The organism is Alienimonas californiensis, assembly GCF_007743815.1.
In the GTDB taxonomy this organism is placed as follows: Bacteria; Planctomycetota; Planctomycetia; order Planctomycetales; family Planctomycetaceae; genus Alienimonas; species Alienimonas californiensis.
The window spans coordinates 3,644,333-3,659,776 of sequence record NZ_CP036265.1 but is presented as its reverse complement, the minus strand read 5'-3'; the positions used below and the strand labels follow the sequence as shown (position 1 = coordinate 3,659,776).

The window sequence follows — 15,444 nt, the reverse complement described above, 5'->3', positions numbered from 1 at the left end:
GACTCCCGCGGCGGGGCGCGGGTAGGCTCCCGGGCCGGGAGAATCTCGTGAGAACAACCACGACAGTGGCTGTCAAGCGGGGTACACTTCGCACGGCGCAGTTCGACCTAGAAACACCCCGCCCCGCGAAAGGAGGCCGCTATGCTGGTACTGAGCCGCAAGAAGGACGAGAAGATCATGATCGGAGAGGACGTCACCCTGATGGTGATCGAGATCCGCGGGGACAAGGTCCGGCTGGGAATCGACGCTCCGAAGGACGTCTCCGTTCATCGTGAAGAGGTGTTCAACGCCATCCGTCGCGAACGCGACGTGGCCGGCGCCGACGTCTGAGTCGCTGCCCTGATTAACCGATTGCTCGACGCCCCGCCGCCCCCGGCCGGGGCGTTTTTCCGTGCGCGGGCCCCGGCCGCGGCGCCGACCGGCCGCGGCGGCGTGAACCGGGAGCGACTGACGCCGTGGCGGGGAGCCCTCCCGAAGGGCGATCGCCCCGCTGGCCGTAGCGTGGGGCCGTTCGCCCCCCGACTCCGCCGCGCCGCCCCGTGTCCGACTCTGCCTCCGACTCCTCATCCGGCGACGACCGCTGCCGCGTCGCCCTGTTGCTGATCGACTTCGTCAACGATCTGGATTTCCCCGAGGGGGAGGATCTGCGACCGCACGCCGAGGCCGCCGCGGAAAAGGCCGCGGACCTCAAGCGCAGGGCCCGGGCCGCGGGCGTGCCGACGATCTACGTGAACGACAACTTCGGCCGCTGGCGGAGCGACTTCGCCGCCACGCTCGACCACGCCGCCCGGGACGGCAGCCGCGGCAAACGGCTGACCGAACTGATCGCCCCGGACAAGGACGACTACTTCGTCCTCAAGCCGCGGCACAGCGGGTTTTACCGGACCGTCCTCGAGGAACTACTGGGCGATCTGGAGGCGGACACGCTGGTTCTCACGGGGATCGCGGGGAACATCTGCGTGCTGATGACCGCCCACGACGCCCTGCTGCGGAACTACCGGGTGGTCGTCCCGCGGGACGCCTGCGCCTCGAACGCCCCGGAACTGAACGAGGCGGCTCTGGAGCAGATGCGGCTCGTCTGCAAAGCGAACGTGCTCGACGCCGCGGAGGTCGATTTCGAAGAACTGAAGCGCCGCGACTGGGATGCGTGCGAATAACACTGAGGGAGCCGCCCCGGTTCGCCGTCGCTGTTAGGCGGCGAGGAGTCACGCGTTGCTCCCGCGCCGCCTAACGGCGACGGCGAACCTGAAGGAGGGCAGGCCGGGAACCGGTTCAGAACTCGGCGGCTTTTTTCTTCGCCTCCTCGATCGCCTCGGCCCGGGCCTGTTTCGCGGCCTCCGGGCCGTTGTTGAGCGTCGGCTGAACGAGCAGCAACTCCGGCGAGAGCCCCACGAAGCCGCACCACAGCTTCATGTAGGGGGCCTGATAGTCGTAGCCGCCGGGCATCGCCGGGTTGTACTCCCCGCCGCGGGCGCAGATCACCAGCGCCGGGCCGCTGCACAGGCCCTCGTAGTCGCCGGAGTCGGTCGTCTTGAACAGCAGCCCCGGCTGGGTGATGTAGTCGATGTAGTGCTTCAGCGCGTAGGAGATGCCGAAGTTCCACATCGGCACGCTGAAGACGTATTTATCGAACGACTTGAACTTCTCGCCCCGCTGGGTGACGTCGTCCCAAGCGGCCTTCTGCTCCTGCGAGAAGTCTTCGCCGCCCATGACGGCGTATTTCGCGGCGATCGTGTCGCCGTCGAAGGGGGGCAGCTTCTCCGCAAAGACGTCCAGTTCCTCGATCGTGTCGGTCGGATTCGCGGCCCGGTAGGCGTCGAGAAACGCCCGCGACACGGCAATGGAATGCGACCGCTGCTTGCGGGGAGAAGCTTCGACGTAAAGCAGGCGGGCCATGATCGTTCCGAAAAAACGAGGGTCGGGGGGCAGGAACCGTAGGCCCCGCCCCCCCGCTCGCCACCGGACGGGTCCTCCGCCCAGCAGCCGACGCGGTCACGCCCCCCGCGGGTCGAGCCGGCGGTTGGCTTCGGCCAGCAGATCGGCGGAGGGGGCGGCGGTGAAGCGTTCGGCGTCGTGGTCCCAGGCGAACCGCTCGCCGTAGCCGTCCTTCAGCCCCAGCGTGAGCGAGCCGAGGTGGCACAGCTTGGCGGTGTAGTGCCCCTTCGCCAGCGGGGCGACGGTCGTCTCCCGCGTCTTCACGCAGCGGAGGAAGTCGGCGACGTGGTTGTCCAGCCGGGCGGAGTCCGTCGGCAGGGTCAGCGAGGGGTGAGCCAGCGAGGTCCCCTCCGCCGCGGCGAACGCCTGGAACGCCTTCTGGAGCGCCGGGGAGGAGAACCGGGCGTCGCCGTAGCCGTGCTCGGCCCAGCCGTCGGTTCCCTCCACCCGCAGGCCGAACTTGCGGTCGTCGGTCTGGCAGACGACGGGCGGGGCGTCGGCGAACTCCAAGCGATACCGGCTGAACTCCGCGGTGCTGAACAGCGAGCCCGGCTCCGGGTAGGTCGCCTCCATCGGAACCACGGCGACCGGTTCGGGCTCGCCCAGGCACCAGCCGGCGAGGTCGTTGCTGTGGGCGCCGAAGTTGGTGATCTGCCCGCCGCTGTAGTCCGAGACGAAGCGGAACCGGTAGAAGCAGCGATCCTTGTGGTACGGGACCTTCGGCGCCGGGCCGAGCCAGGCGGCGTAGTCGAAGCCCTGGGGAATCGGGTCCGGCGTCCAGCCGGGGCCGGGGCCGACGGCGTTGTTGGGGGCGATGAACGTGGTGATCGCCTGGATGTCGCCCACCCCGCCGGCCCGGACGAAGTCCACGAATTTCACCGCGTCCTTCTCGCTGCGGTGCATGCTGCCGGTCTGCGTGACGCGGCCGGTGCGTTCGGCGGCCTCGACCATCCGCCGGCCCTCGGCGACCGACCAGCTCAGCGGCTTCTCGCAGTACACGTCGTGCCCGGCTTCGAGGGCGGCAATCGTCTGCGCTTCGTGATGGTGATCCGGCGTGACGATCACGATCGCGTCGACGTCCTTCCGGCCGACGACCTTCCGCCAATCGGCCTCCGCGAAGCAGCCGGAGCCGGTCTCCTTATAGAAGTCGTCCACCAGCTTCTTGCCGGGCTCGCGGCCGCAGAACTGGCTGGCGTCGCGGTAACCGTGCGAGGCCGTGTTCACGTCGCACACGCCGACGACCCGGCAGTCGGCGTTCTGCAGGAAGGCCTTCGTGTCGTTGAACCCCTGATTGCCCAGGCCGAGGACGGCGACGGCGATCTTGTCCGCGGCGCTGGGGCGGCCGAAGGCGAACTGCCGGCAGACGAGCGGCCCGGCGACGGCGGCCGAGGCGGCGGCGCCGAGGAACGAACGACGGGTGGCGGGGGCGGACATGGAACAGCCTTCAGCGGGGGGAGGACGCAACGGCGTGAGTTTACCCGTTTCGGGAGTCGCATTTCGCTCCCGGCGAGCAGTGGGGGTTCTCCCGATCGGGAGAATCTTGCCGTCCGGTAGGATTGGCTGAACCGGTCGGCGGCGGACGGCGTTCGCCCCCGGTCGGCGTGACCGCATCCTGACGCCCCGTCACCTCCCCGCCCGTCACCTCCCAGAAGGTCCCTGATGTTTCGTCCGCTCCCGTCCCGCCCCCCGCTGGCGCTGCTCGCCGCGGCGCTGCTGTTCGTTCCGGCGCTGTCCGTCCCCGCGCACGGTCAGGAGTTGCCGCCCACCGGCGGGGACGCCGCCGATCCGTTCGTCGCCGACGCCGCCACCCTGATTCCCGCGGACGCCGGCGTGGTGGTGCGGATCAAGGACCCCGACAGCGCCCTGACGCACCTGACGGCGTTCGTCCGCAACGCCGCCCCGCAGTACGCCCCCCAGATGATCGCGGGCCGCGGCCTGCTGGGCATGAGCGTGAAGAACGCGACGCTGTCCGGGGTGAACCTGAAGGAGCCCTGGTACATCGTCGGCATTCCCCGTGAAAACGCGGAGCCCGCGACCGTTTACCTGCTGCCCGCCGCCAACGTGCAGGCGATGGAAACCGGCCTCGGGCCGGGGATCAAGCTGAAGGTGATCGGCACCTACGTCGCCTACACCGACGCCGGCGAAGAGGTTCTGGAGGCCTTCGGCGAAGGCGGCGGATTCGTCAAGAGCCTGCCGGAGGGCGCCGCGGAGATCGCCGCCGACCACGACGTGGCCCTGGCGATCAACGTGCCGCGTCTGCTGGAGGTCTACGGCGATCAGCTTGAGGAAGGCCTCGCCGGCGCCAAGGACCGGGCCGCCGAGAGCGCCCCCAACGCGGAGACCGCCGCCTCCCAGGCCCAGGCGATCGACGCCCTCGTGGGCCTGCTGAAGGATTCCGGCAGCACCGTCGTCGGCTTCAAGGCGACGGAGGAGGCCCTGTCGGTCAAGAAGCTGTCCGCCTTCAAACCGAACTCGCGAATCGCCGCCGTGCTGGCGAAGCAGTCGCCCAAGTCGTTCGACACCCTCGCCCGGCTGCCGGAGGGGATGGACGGTTACATCGCGATGGAAGGCGATTTCCAACCGCTGCTCCGGCTCGTCCAGTCCATGCTCACGACGGAGGAGCAGGCCCCGCAGCGTGAGATCGTCGCCGCACTGGCGAAGGCCGGCATGACCGCGACCGCCGGCGGCTTCCAACTGGGCGGCGAGTCGCTGCTGACCGGCGCCCAAGTGACGACCGTCAAGGACGTCGCCGCCGCCAAGCCCGCGATCGAGAAGTACCTGCAGGCCGCCGACGGCATGGAACAGCAGGGCCTCCGCACCACGATCGAAGAGGCCGGCACGATGGAGGTCGGCGGGATCACGCTGCAGAAGTACGTCACCGACCTGGAGGCCGTGGAGGACACGGAGCAGACCCAGGCGGCCGTGAAGGCCTTCCGCACGATGTTCGGCGAGGCCGGTCAGGAACAGATGATCGGCTTCACCGACGACGCCGTCCTGCAGATCAACGGCGGCGGCGACGCCTTCGTCGAAGAGGTCGTCTCGCACGCCACCGGCGCCAGCGATCATACGAACGAGGCCCTGACAACCGTCGGAGCCATGCTGCCGAAGCAGGGCAACGTGTTCGGAGCGATCGACCTCGCCAGCGTGGCGCAGGCCGGCCTGGCGATGGCGATTGAGAAAGAGATGTTCCCGCCGCTCTTCCCCGCGGAGCAGGTTCGCGGCGTGCAGATCGAGAACAGCTACGCCGCGTTCGTCCTCCGCGTCGAAGGCGAAACGATCGTCGTCGAGGGGGTGATCCCGGCGGAGCAGGTCCGCAACGTGGTCGAGTTCGGCACCGCGTTGCAGGGCGGCGCCCAGGGGTTCTGAACCCGGTCGCGGGGCGACGCCCCGCAGACGTCTGGCAAGACGCGCACGCCCCGGCCCCGCAGTGGGGTCGGGGCGTGTTTGCGTCCAATGGTATGGTGCGCCGATGAGCGCGCCCGTCACCCTGTTCGAGGACCCCCGCTGGCTCCGCCTGCTGCCGTTGGTTTACCTGCGGAGCGTCGGCGAACTGCTATGCGGCGCCCAGACGTTGCGGGAGCGGACCGAACGCCGCGTCGCCGACGCCGGGCTGCCAGCCGAATGCGGTCTATGGGTGCGGCCGCACCTCGCCGAACTGACCCGCGAACGCACCGACCGCCCGGTCAACGAACCGCTGGCGGCGGGCTCGCTCCTGCTGAGCGCCCGCGGCTGGTGGCGGCGGCTGCCGGAGTTGGAGCGGCCGGCGCCGTGGGTCGGCACAGTCGGCTCGGCGATCGCCTGCATCCGTGCGGACGCCGAACTCGCCGCGGCGCTTTCCCCCAAAACGATGCTGAACGAGGTGCGGATCGAAGCGCTGCTCGCCGGCGTGCCGCGGGAGGACGTGTCCGAGGACGTCACCCTGATGGCGTACCCTTGGGACTTGGTCGCCCACAACGACGCCCTGCTGCGGGCCGACTGGGAGGACGGCTCCCCCGGCGCCGGCGTGCGGGGCACGGTTCACCCCGGTTCGCACTTATTGGGGGAGGACATCCACATCGGGGCCGGCTCCGTGGTGAAGCCCTGCGTGGTGATCGACGCGACCGAGGGGCCGGTCTGGATCGGCGAGAACTGCACGATCCAGCCGCACAGTTTCATTGAGGGCCCCTGCTACCTCGGCGACCGCACCCTGCTCCAACCGGGCGCCGTGGTGCACGAAGGCTGCACCGTGGGCCGGGTCTGCAAGATCGGCGGGGAACTGGAGGCGTCCATCTTCCACCCCTACAGCAACAAGCAGCACGACGGCTTCCTGGGCCACGCGGTCGTCGGCAGCTTCGTGAACGTCGCCGCCGACGTGGTCGCCAGCGATTTGAAGAACACCTACGGCCGCATCCGCGTCCCGCTGAACGGCCGCGACGTGGACAGCGGGCGGATGTTCGTCGGCCCCACGATCGGCGACCACAGCAAGGTGGGCATCAACGTGAGCTTCCCCACCGGCGCCGTGATGGGATTCTGCAGCAGCGTGGTCGGCCCGGCGGCACCGAAGTTCACGCCCTCCTTCGCCTGGCTGGACTCGACGGGGGGCGAGTTGACGGTCGACCGCTACGACGCCGCCCGCGGCCTCGCCATCGCCAAAACGGTCATGGCCCGCCGCCAACTGGTCATGAGCCCCGCCGAGGAAGCCGCATTCCTCGACGTCCGCACCCGCGCACTGGCCAGCGAACACGCCTCGCAGGTGCGGATCGAAAGCGGCGGGTAAAAATAACGTCGAGGCTCCGCGGAGCCTCGGCGTGACGGTTCCGTTTCAGCCGATTTCGGGCACGACGAAGCCGTCGCGGTACTTCCGCTTGAGGAACGCGTTGGCGGCCTCGGCGTGTTCGCCGGTGAAGCGTTCCGTTTCCGGGTCGTGGGTCAGCATCGGGCTGGTGTGGATCACGTCGTCCGTGGGGCGGACGCCGAACGGCTTGAGCTGGGCGGCCATCTCCTCCAGCACCTTCGGCCAGACGTCGGTGCCGACGTCCAGATTCGCGGCGCCCTTGCCGGGCACTTCCCCGCCGGCCCGGAAGCCGACGTTGGCCAGATTGCACCAGCCGGTCGAGTGGTGGCCGACCTCGATCTCCGCGTGCAGCTCTTCCTTCTTCCGGGAGCGGACTGCGTCGAGGAAGTTCTGGAAGTGGATGCGGTCCATGTCGCCGCCCTTAAACTTCCGCATCTCCTTGCCGTCGGCGTCGTAGGCTGTGCCGGAGCCGCGACCGCCGACGTAGGAGCCGCCCTCGCAGGTCACGACGTAGCCGGTGCCCGGCCCGCTGACCTTGCGGCCGGCCCGGGAGGACCAGCTGCCCTTCTTCGTGTCGGGATTCGACCAGAGATTGCTCAGGGCGATGATCGTGGGAATCTTGCCGGTGTCGAAATAGGCGTAGTGGACGTTCGGCGTGTCGCCGGCGTCGTCCCAGCCGACGCGACCGCCGGTTGCCACGATGCGGGTCGGCAGGGTGACTTCGTCTTGGAAGACGACGTTGCGGACGTCGTCCAGCACGTGGACGCCCCAGTTGCCCATCTCGCCGCTGCCGGTGTTCCAGTCCCAGTGCCAGTCATAGTGGAGGTTACTGCGGTACAGCGGTTCCTCCTGGGCCGGGCCGAGCCAGAGGTCGTAGTCGACCTCCTTCGGGATCTCCAGCGGCTTCTCCCGCTTGCCGATGGGGCCGCGGACGCCGAAGCGGTTCGCCTGGACGTACTCGATCTCGCCGAGGGCCTTCTCCTCGTGGAGGAACTGCTTGATCTCGGTCTGCATCGGATCGCTCCGTTGCTGGGTGCCGAGCTGGCAGATGCGGTCGTACTTCCGGGCCGCGTTGACGACCTGACGGCCTTCCCACTGGGTGTGGGACAGCGGCTTCTCGACGTAGACGTCCTTGCCCGCTTGCATCGCCCAGACCGCGGCGAGGCAGTGCCAGTGATTGCAGGTGGTGATGATCACCGCGTCCACCGCCGGATCGTCCAGCAGTTTGCGCAGGTCGGTGTAAACCTTCTCGGCCCCCAGCGAGCCGGCGAGCTTCTTGGCCCGGCTCTCGTCCGGGTCGGCGACGGCGACGAACTTCACCCCCGGAAGCTTCTTGAAGCCCCCGCTGACCTGTCCGCCGCGGCCGCCGGCGCCGATCAGGCCCATGCCGATCTCCTCGTTCGCCGCCGTGCGGGCGGAGGCGGACCGCACGCCGGAAAGCGCGACGGCGGCGCCGGTCGCCTGGAGGAACGTACGCCGTTTCAAACTGGACATCGGGCCGGACTTTCGCAGGAACGAGTTGAACGCGACCGGGAAGGCTAATCGGCCCGACGCCCATGGGCAAACAGTTCCCGATGGATCGCCGTATCGCCCAGCGCCCCCTCGCCCGCCGCTCAGTCCGCGGCGACGGCGTTCTCGTTGAAGCGGTAGCCGACGCCGCGGACCGTCTCCACGGTTTCCGCCCGATCGCCGAGCTTCTGCCGCAGGCTGCGGACGTGCACGTCGATGGTGCGTTCCAGGGCGTTAGCGTCGCCGCCGCGGCTGGCGTCCATCAGTTCATGCCGGCTGAACGGCCGCCCGGGTTGCCGCATCAGCGTCCAGAGCAGGCGGAACTCCGTGGGCGTGAGGTTCAGGTCCTCCCCCCCGGCGGTCGCGGTGTGCCGTTCACGGTCCACTTCTAACCCGGCGCCGGAAACCTTGTCCGCCTCGGCTTCCTCGGCGTCCGGCCGGCGGAGCAGGCTGCGAACTCGGGCCACAAGCGGCTTCATCTTGAACGGCTTGGTGACGTAGTCGTCCGCCCCCATGTGGAAACCGACCAACTCGTCGACCTCCTCCCCCTTCGCCGTGAGCATCAGCACCCGCACGCCTTTGGTGCGGGCGTCGCTGCGAAGTTCTCGGCAGACGGCCAGCCCGTCCATCACCGGGAGCATCAGATCGAGCACGATCAGGTCCGGCAGCAGCGCCCGGGCCTTGGAGAGTCCGTCCCGGCCGTCCCGGGCGACGTGCACCTCGTGACCTTCCGACTCCAGGTTGTAGGCGAGCACTTCGGCGAGGCTGCGTTCGTCCTCGACGATCAGAATGGTCCTGCGGGGCATGGGGCCAGCATCCCCGAAAGACGAGGGCGGGGCGTGAAGAACCTGTGAAGGTTTGGAGAAGCCCGCCCTCCGCCGGTCAGCCTGAAACGGTCAGGACGCGACGGCGAGCGAGGAATCCGGATGCGGGATCTGTAAATCGGCGGGGCCGAACCGTTCCTCCGCCGTTTCGCCGGCCCGGCGGTCCGGGAACTTTTTGCGGTGCCGCACGATCTGCCCCTCGACGAGGTAGATCGCGTCCTTGGCAATGTTGGTCGCGTGGTCGGCGATCCGCTCCAGATGGCGGGAGACGTTGAACAGCCCGACGGCGGCGTCGACCGCGGCGGGGTTCGCCCGCATCGCGGCGGTCATCTCGTCGAGCGTTTCCCGGTTCAGGCCGTCGACGATGTCGTCGTCGGCGCACACCGCCCGGGCCTTGGCGGGGTCGAGATCGACGTAGGCGTCAATGCTGCGACGGAGCATGTCCAGCGCCACCCCGGCCGTCTGCCGGACCCGCTTCAACGCGGGCAGATCGCTGAGCCCGACCGGCCGGGCCTCGCCGGCCTCGCGGGCGGCGGCGGCCGCGGCGGCGGCGTGATCGGCTCGCTCCGCGATGTGGACGCCCAGGTCCGCGACGCGTTCCAGTTCCTTCGCGATCTTCAACACGGACACGACCCGACGCAGGTCCTCCGCCACCGGGGCGTGCAGCGCGAGCACCCGCAGGCAGCGCTCCTCGACCTGCACGTCGTACCAGTCGACGCGCTTGTCCGCGGCCTTCAGCTGCGTCGCCAGACCGCCGGTCCCGCCCAGACCGTCGACCGCCGCCCCGACCAGTTCCTCAGTCAGCGCGCACATCGTGAGGATGTCACGATGGGTCTCCTCCATGTCTCGGCTGAGAGAGAGCGACATAACGGGCAGTCCAATGCAAAGGGGGGGCGAGAAGGCGGTCGCGGGGCCAACGAGCGCGACCGGGCCGGCAGGACGAATCGTACGTTCCTGACCAGTGCTCATCCTACCGCATTTGATCAAAGTTTTGCGAAGTTTCCGTGAAGGAGACCCCCCGGGGACTTGAACCTGGCGCCCCTGGCGGTAGGCCCCGGGGGGAGCCCCGGTCAGGCCGCGGGGAGCGTTACGGTGAAGGTCGCCCCCCGGCCCGGTTCGCTCTCCACGGCGACGGCGCCGTCGAAGACGGCGACCATCTGTTTGACGATCGCCAGCCCCAGCCCGGTGCCGCCCTTCTCGCGGCTGCGGGCCGGGTCGACGCGGTGGAACCGCTGGAACACGCGGTTCAGGTGCTCCGGGGGAATGCCCTCGCCAGTGTCGATCACCCGCAGCCGGATGACGGGTCGGTCGTCGACCTGATCGGGGAACCACTCGACCGTCGCCCGGCCGCCCGCCGGCGTGTGACGGAGGGCGTTGGTGAGCAGGTTGTCCAAAATCGTGATCAGGGCGTCCGCGTCCGCCCGCACGTGGGCCGCCTCCGGCGGCGGGACGGACGACAGCTGCACCCCCGCCTTCACGGCCGCGGCCCGCAGGCCCCGCAGGGCCTCCTCCACCGCCGGGCCGACCGGCACCCGGCGGACGTCGAAGACGTCCCGCCCGCTTTCCACCCGGGCCAGGCGGATGACGTCCACCACCAGATCGTGCAGTCGGTCGGCGTGGTTCTCGATGTCCTTCAGGAACCGCCGGGCGATCGGCGGGCCCTCCAGCGGGCCGTCCAGCAGCGTCTCGGCGAGGGCGCTGATCGCGGCGATCGGCGTTTTCAGTTCGTGGGAGACGTTGGAGACGAAGTCCCGCCGCATCGACTCGAGCCGGCGGAGGTCCGTCACGTCCCGAACCTGCAGCACGGCACCCGCGGCGCCCTTCGCCGAGGCGATGCCGGGCAGCGGGTCGGCCCGCAGCGCCAGCGTCGCCGAGCCGACTTCGAACTCCGCCTCGTACCGCCCCGCCCCGCCCAGCACGGCCTCGCAGGCGTCGGTGACGGCGCTGCGGCGGACCACCTCCCACACCCGGCGGCCCTTCAGTTCCCCCAAGGGCAACCGCAGCAGGGCCGTGGCGGAGCGGTTCACCAGCAGCAACCGTTCCGCCCCGTCCACGGCCAGCACGCCCTCGCTCATACCTTCCAGGGCGGCGAACAGACGGTCGCGGTCCTCCGCCAGTTCGACCACCGTGGCATCCGTGCGGCGGGCGCGGCGGGCGACGCTGCGGACGGCGTCCCGCAGGTCCGGCTCCGGCTCGTGGGGGGGCAGCAGCGGGAGGGGAGAAGAGGTGCCGCGGCGGAGGTGCTCGGCCAGTTCCGCCAGTTCCCGATCCCGCCGATAGCGGCCGAAGACCTGCCACACGGCCGCCGCCGCCGCCGCGAGCAGCATTCCCGCCGCCGCCGCCGCCCGCCAGGCGGGCGAGTCCGAGGACAGCCCCAGCCCCGCGATCGCCACCGGGACCGCCCACGGCAGTGTGCCGGTCCACGCCACCGCAACCGGCCGCGGCGGGGGCGAATCGGTCACCGGGGGGGACGCGGGCGGAACGGGAGCGAAACCGGCGGGGGGAACTGCGGGCGACGGCCTTGTCCGTCCGCGGGCGCCCGTCCGCAACCCAATCCCCGCGATTCCCACACCGGTTCTTCACAGCATCCGCACGCCTCGCCTCCCGACCGGACCCGGCGGATTCCTCTCCCGAGAGGGGACGACGGGGGAAGGCCGGGGCGGGCTGCGAACGGACGCTTGCGGTTTCGCGGCGTCCGAAGATTCTTTAGCTCCGCGAAACCGCAAGCGACGCACGACGCTGAGGGTTGTCCGACGGTTCGCCCGCCTCTCACGATCGTGCCCGCTTGGCCGCCCCCGCCCTTTCCGCCGCGGCTCCCGGGGACGGCCGCGCCGTGACGATCGGCACGCTGCTGGGCCTGTGCAGCGCCCTGACCTACACGCTGGCGAACGCCGCCCTGCGGGACCTCAGCCGGCCGGACGACCTCGACTGGTCGCTGTGGGTCACCTTCTGCAAGGCGGCCCCGGTCGTCCTGACGGCGTGGACGCTGGTCGGGTGGAGGACCGCCCGGGGGTTGCCGGCGCTGCCGCCGCGGTCGGTCCTGCCGCGGCTGATGGCGGCGGGCGTGCTGGCTCAACTCGGCGGGAACCTGATGTTTCAGGAGGCCCTGGGCGTGCTGGGGCTGGCCCTCACGGTGCCGGTGACGTTCACCGGCATCATCCTGTGCGGGGCCGGGCTGGGCTGGTTCGTGCTGGGAGAACCGGTCGGCGTGCGGCAGGGGGTGTCAATCGTGCTGCTGATCACGGCGACGGCGGCCCTGAGCCTCGCGGCGCCGGACGCGGCGGAGGCGGTGCTCCGGCAGTCGCTGATCGGGGCGCACGCCGATCCGCTGCGGGTGGCGCTCGCGGTGGCGACGGCGCTGGGGGCCGGCTGTGCCTACGGCACGCTGGGGGTGGTGATCCGCAAGACCGGCGGCGAGGGCGTGGGGGTGTCCGGCACGCTGGCCCCATTGAGCCTCGCCGGGCTGATCAGCCTGGCGGCGCTGCTCGGCCTGCGGAGCGGCGCCGGCTGGCAGTCCGTGAACCCCATCGCCGGCACGCCGCCGGAGGCCGTCCCCTCCCTGCTGATCGCCGGGGCGGCGAACGCGACGGCCTTCTTCTGCATCGCCGCGGCCCTGCACCGCATCCCGGTGGTGCGGTCGAACCTGCTGAACGCCTCGCAGGCAGCGATGGCGGGGGTCGTGGGCGTCGTCTGGTTCGAGGAGCCGCCGACCGGCTGGCTGGCGCTCGGGATCACCCTGACGATCGCCGGGCTGGCACTGCTCGGCCTGCGCAAACCCCGGCGTCGAACGCCCCGCCGCCCCCCGCCGGCGTGAGGGGCGAGCGTGAAAGGCCGTTGTGAGCGACGGTTGAAGGCGTGTATCATCATTGATGCGTCGTCCCTCGGCGTCCCCCCGCCTCCCGCCTCACAACCCGTTCGCCCGTGCCCCCCTTCGGTTCCACCGAGCCCCGCCGCGCCGCGCGCCGGTTCGTCCCGCTCGCCGTGGTCTTCCTCCTCAGCTCGCTTGAGCTGCGCGCCGCGGCTGCCGCGGCGCCGGAGGTGGGCGCGATGCGGAGCTTCCTGGAAGCGAACTGCAGTGACTGCCACGCGAACGGGGCGACGGAGGGCGGCTTTGAGCTGTCCTCCCTGCCGGACGAGCCCACCGTTCACGACGCCGGCCGCTGGGACCGCGTGTATGACCGCATTCAGGGCGGCGAGATGCCGCCGGCCGATTACGGCCCGCTGGATCGGGGAGAGAGCCGCGACTTTCTGTTCGATCTCTCCCGCTGGCTCTCCACGCAGCAGTCCGTGGAGATCTCCGAGAAGGGCCGCTCCCGCGGGCGGCGGCTGACGGCCCTCCAACTGGAGCGGACGTTGCAGGCGACGCTCGGCATCGACGTGCCGCTGGCCTCTCTCCTCCCGCCGGACCGCCGCCACCACGGCTTCACCACCGTGACCGAGGGCGGGCTGAGCCACCACGACCTCGCCGCCCACCTGGAGGTGGTCGACGCGGCGCTGGAGGAGGCGTTCGACCGGGCGCGGACCCCGCAGGCCGTCTGGGAGAAGGAGCTGTCCGCGAAGGATCTGGCCCGCACCAACCCGAACCGCCGCTGCCGCGAGCCGGAGCTCTACAAAGAAATGGCGGTCAGCTGGTCGACGAGGCTGGTCTACGTCGGCCGTCTGCCCGTCACGACGGCCCGGGACGGCGGCGGCTGGCACCGGCTGACTTTCGAGGCCGAGGCCCTCAAAGCCCCCAAGGAGGGCCTGTGGTGCACCGTCCGCACCGGCAAGCTCTCCTCCAGCGCCCCGACAATGCAGGACGTGGGCACGTTCCTCGTCACCGACCAGCCGAAAACCTACACCTTTGAAGCGTGGCTGCCGGAGGGCGACATGTTCGAGGTGCGGCCCAACGACCACCGCCTCAAACAGGGCCAGACCCCCGGCGGGCAGGTCGGCGCCGGCGAGATGCAGCCGCAGAACGTCGCCGGCCTCGGCCTGCATAAGGCCACGCTGACCCGTTTCCACCGCGGCCCCTCCGACGAGGAGGTCCGCGCGCTGCTGTTCGGCGACGTGGAAACGCAGTGGGTCAAGAACGAGGACCGCAAGAAGGGCCAGCCCTCCGGCTGGCACGAACCCAAACCGCGGAACCCCCAGGGGGCGCTGTCGGCGCTGATGCGGCAGTTCGCCGACCGGGCCTTCCGCCGGTCCGTCGATTCCGCCTCGCTGGCCCCCTACATCGCCGACGCCCAGGCGAATCTGCAGGCCGGGCAGTCCTTCACGGAGGCCCTGCGAGGCGGCTATCGGGCCCTGCTGTGCAGCCCGCGGTTCATCTACCACGTCGAGGAACCGGGCGAACTGGACGGCCCGGCGTTGGCGGCCCGGCTGGCCTACTTCCTCACCGGCGGCCCGCCGGACGCGGAACTCGCCGCCCTCGGCGCCAACGGGGAGATCACGAAGGACGACGTGCTGCGGGCCCAGACGGAACGCCTGCTGACGGAGGAACGCCACGGCGTCCGCGGCCTCGAGCGCTTCGTGCAGGACTTTGCCTTTGAGTGGCTGGACCTCTCCGAGCTGGACGCCACGGAGGTGATCTCCCTCTACCCCGCCTTCGACCCGGCGTTGCAGATCTCCATGCGGGATCAGACGCACGCCCTGTTGCGGGCGATGTTCGCCGAGGACCTGTCCGTCACGCATGTGGTGGACGCGGACTTCGTTTTCCTGAACGAACGGCTCGCCGACCAGTACGACCTGCCGTTCACAGCGAAGCCGACGGAGTGGAGCCCGGAGAACGGCGGGCTGATCCGCGTGCCGTTGCCGAAGGACAGCCCCCGCGGCGGGCTGCTCACGCAGGGTTCGATCCTGAAGCACACTGCCGACGGCGCCGCCACCAGTCCGATCCTGCGGGGCGTGTGGGCCTCCGAACGGCTGTTGGGCATCACCGTCCCGCCGCCGCCGGAGAACATCCCCGCCGTCGAGCCGGACACCCGCGGCTCCACCACCATCCGCGAACAGCTCGCCAAGCACCGGGCCGACCCGAGTTGCGCCAGTTGCCACGTGAAGGTGGACCCGGTCGGCTTCGCGTTGGAATCGTTCGATCCCGCGGGGGCCTTCCGCACCGATTACATGACGCGGCGGGGCGGGAAGACTGTCCCCCGGGCGCCGGTCGATCCGAGTTACGAGATGCCGGACGGCGCCTCCTTCGACGACGTGGTCGGCTTCCAGAAGTTGGCGACCCGCCGCCCGGACCCGCTCGCCGCGAACCTCGCCAGTCACCTGCTGACCTACGCCACCGGCGCCCCGGTCGCTTTCGCCGACCGCCGGGCGATCGACGACGTCGTCTGGCAGGCCCGCGACGCCGACTACGGCACGCGGTCCCTGCTGCACGCGTGCATTCAAAGCCCGCTCTTCCGCCGGAAGTAAGCG

General features: G+C 70.3%; 12 protein-coding genes. 6 read left to right on the top strand and 6 right to left on the bottom strand.

The features are described 5' to 3' along the window. Window positions 1–141: 141 nt before the first annotated feature. Together csrA and CA12_RS14380 are read left to right on the top strand one after the other, a co-directional pair. Window positions 142–330 (top strand): carbon storage regulator CsrA, encoded by a 189-nt coding sequence (csrA, locus tag CA12_RS14385; protein WP_145359739.1) that lies wholly within the window; start codon window positions 142–144, stop codon window positions 328–330. 209 nt (window positions 331–539) lie between these two features. Continuing rightward, window positions 540–1,157: a cysteine hydrolase family protein gene (locus tag CA12_RS14380; RefSeq protein WP_145359738.1), complete on the top strand. Its 618-nt coding sequence runs from the start codon at window positions 540–542 to the stop codon at window positions 1,155–1,157. A 115-nt stretch (window positions 1,158–1,272) separates the two neighbouring features. On the opposite strand, the gene CA12_RS14375 is transcribed toward CA12_RS14380, so the two are convergent. After that, window positions 1,273–1,896, bottom strand: coding sequence for an FMN-dependent NADH-azoreductase (locus CA12_RS14375; protein ID WP_145359737.1), 624 nt, complete (start codon window positions 1,894–1,896; stop codon window positions 1,273–1,275). A 96-nt stretch (window positions 1,897–1,992) separates the two neighbouring features. Further along, complete coding sequence (locus CA12_RS14370; protein WP_165700771.1) at window positions 1,993–3,369, bottom strand: Gfo/Idh/MocA family protein; 1,377 nt, start codon at window positions 3,367–3,369, stop codon at window positions 1,993–1,995. Window positions 3,370–3,594: 225 nt separating this feature from the next. On the opposite strand from CA12_RS14370, the gene CA12_RS14365 reads away from it, so the two are divergent. Together CA12_RS14365 and CA12_RS14360 are read left to right on the top strand one after the other, a co-directional pair. Beyond that, window positions 3,595–5,301, top strand: coding sequence for a hypothetical protein (locus CA12_RS14365; protein WP_145359735.1), 1,707 nt, complete (start codon window positions 3,595–3,597; stop codon window positions 5,299–5,301). Window positions 5,302–5,404: 103 nt separating this feature from the next. Beyond that, the gene (locus tag CA12_RS14360; RefSeq protein ID WP_145359734.1) at window positions 5,405–6,691 is read left to right on the top strand and encodes a putative sugar nucleotidyl transferase; all 1,287 of its coding nucleotides are present in this window, start codon (window positions 5,405–5,407) and stop codon (window positions 6,689–6,691) included. Between the two features lie 45 nt (window positions 6,692–6,736). Here the strand turns inward: CA12_RS14360 and CA12_RS14355 are convergent, their stop codons facing one another. The 4 genes from CA12_RS14355 to CA12_RS14340 form a co-directional block, all read right to left on the bottom strand. Further along, on the bottom strand, window positions 6,737–8,203 hold the full coding sequence (locus tag CA12_RS14355; protein WP_145359733.1) for a Gfo/Idh/MocA family protein: 1,467 nt from the start codon (window positions 8,201–8,203) through the stop codon (window positions 6,737–6,739). Window positions 8,204–8,322: 119 nt separating this feature from the next. Then, complete coding sequence (locus CA12_RS14350) at window positions 8,323–9,024, bottom strand: response regulator (RefSeq protein WP_145359732.1); 702 nt, start codon at window positions 9,022–9,024, stop codon at window positions 8,323–8,325. 90 nt (window positions 9,025–9,114) lie between these two features. After that, complete coding sequence (gene phoU, locus CA12_RS14345; RefSeq protein ID WP_145359731.1) at window positions 9,115–9,909, bottom strand: phosphate signaling complex protein PhoU; 795 nt, start codon at window positions 9,907–9,909, stop codon at window positions 9,115–9,117. A gap of 203 nt (window positions 9,910–10,112) precedes the next feature. Further along, window positions 10,113–11,504, bottom strand: coding sequence for a sensor histidine kinase (locus CA12_RS14340; protein WP_145359730.1), 1,392 nt, complete (start codon window positions 11,502–11,504; stop codon window positions 10,113–10,115). A gap of 323 nt (window positions 11,505–11,827) precedes the next feature. Between CA12_RS14340 and CA12_RS14335 the strand changes: the two genes are divergently transcribed. Both CA12_RS14335 and CA12_RS14330 read left to right on the top strand, forming a co-directional pair. After that, window positions 11,828–12,856, top strand: coding sequence for a DMT family transporter (locus CA12_RS14335; RefSeq protein WP_145359729.1), 1,029 nt, complete (start codon window positions 11,828–11,830; stop codon window positions 12,854–12,856). 167 nt (window positions 12,857–13,023) lie between these two features. Then, window positions 13,024–15,441 (top strand): DUF1588 domain-containing protein, encoded by a 2,418-nt coding sequence (locus tag CA12_RS14330; protein ID WP_145359728.1) that lies wholly within the window; start codon window positions 13,024–13,026, stop codon window positions 15,439–15,441. Window positions 15,442–15,444: the final 3 nt, after the last annotated feature.

Coding starts and splice junctions, on each gene's coding strand:
- CA12_RS14375 (WP_145359737.1), bottom strand. CDS start 1,896: ATGGCCCGCCTGCTTTACGTCGAAGCTTCTCCCCGCAAGCAGCGGTCG.
- csrA (WP_145359739.1), top strand. CDS start 142: ATGCTGGTACTGAGCCGCAAGAAGGACGAGAAGATCATGATCGGAGAG.
- CA12_RS14360 (WP_145359734.1), top strand. CDS start 5,405: ATGAGCGCGCCCGTCACCCTGTTCGAGGACCCCCGCTGGCTCCGCCTG.
- CA12_RS14365 (WP_145359735.1), top strand. CDS start 3,595: ATGTTTCGTCCGCTCCCGTCCCGCCCCCCGCTGGCGCTGCTCGCCGCG.
- CA12_RS14355 (WP_145359733.1), bottom strand. CDS start 8,203: ATGTCCAGTTTGAAACGGCGTACGTTCCTCCAGGCGACCGGCGCCGCC.
- CA12_RS14350 (WP_145359732.1), bottom strand. CDS start 9,024: ATGCCCCGCAGGACCATTCTGATCGTCGAGGACGAACGCAGCCTCGCC.
- CA12_RS14370 (WP_165700771.1), bottom strand. CDS start 3,369: ATGTCCGCCCCCGCCACCCGTCGTTCGTTCCTCGGCGCCGCCGCCTCG.
- phoU (WP_145359731.1), bottom strand. CDS start 9,909: ATGTCGCTCTCTCTCAGCCGAGACATGGAGGAGACCCATCGTGACATC.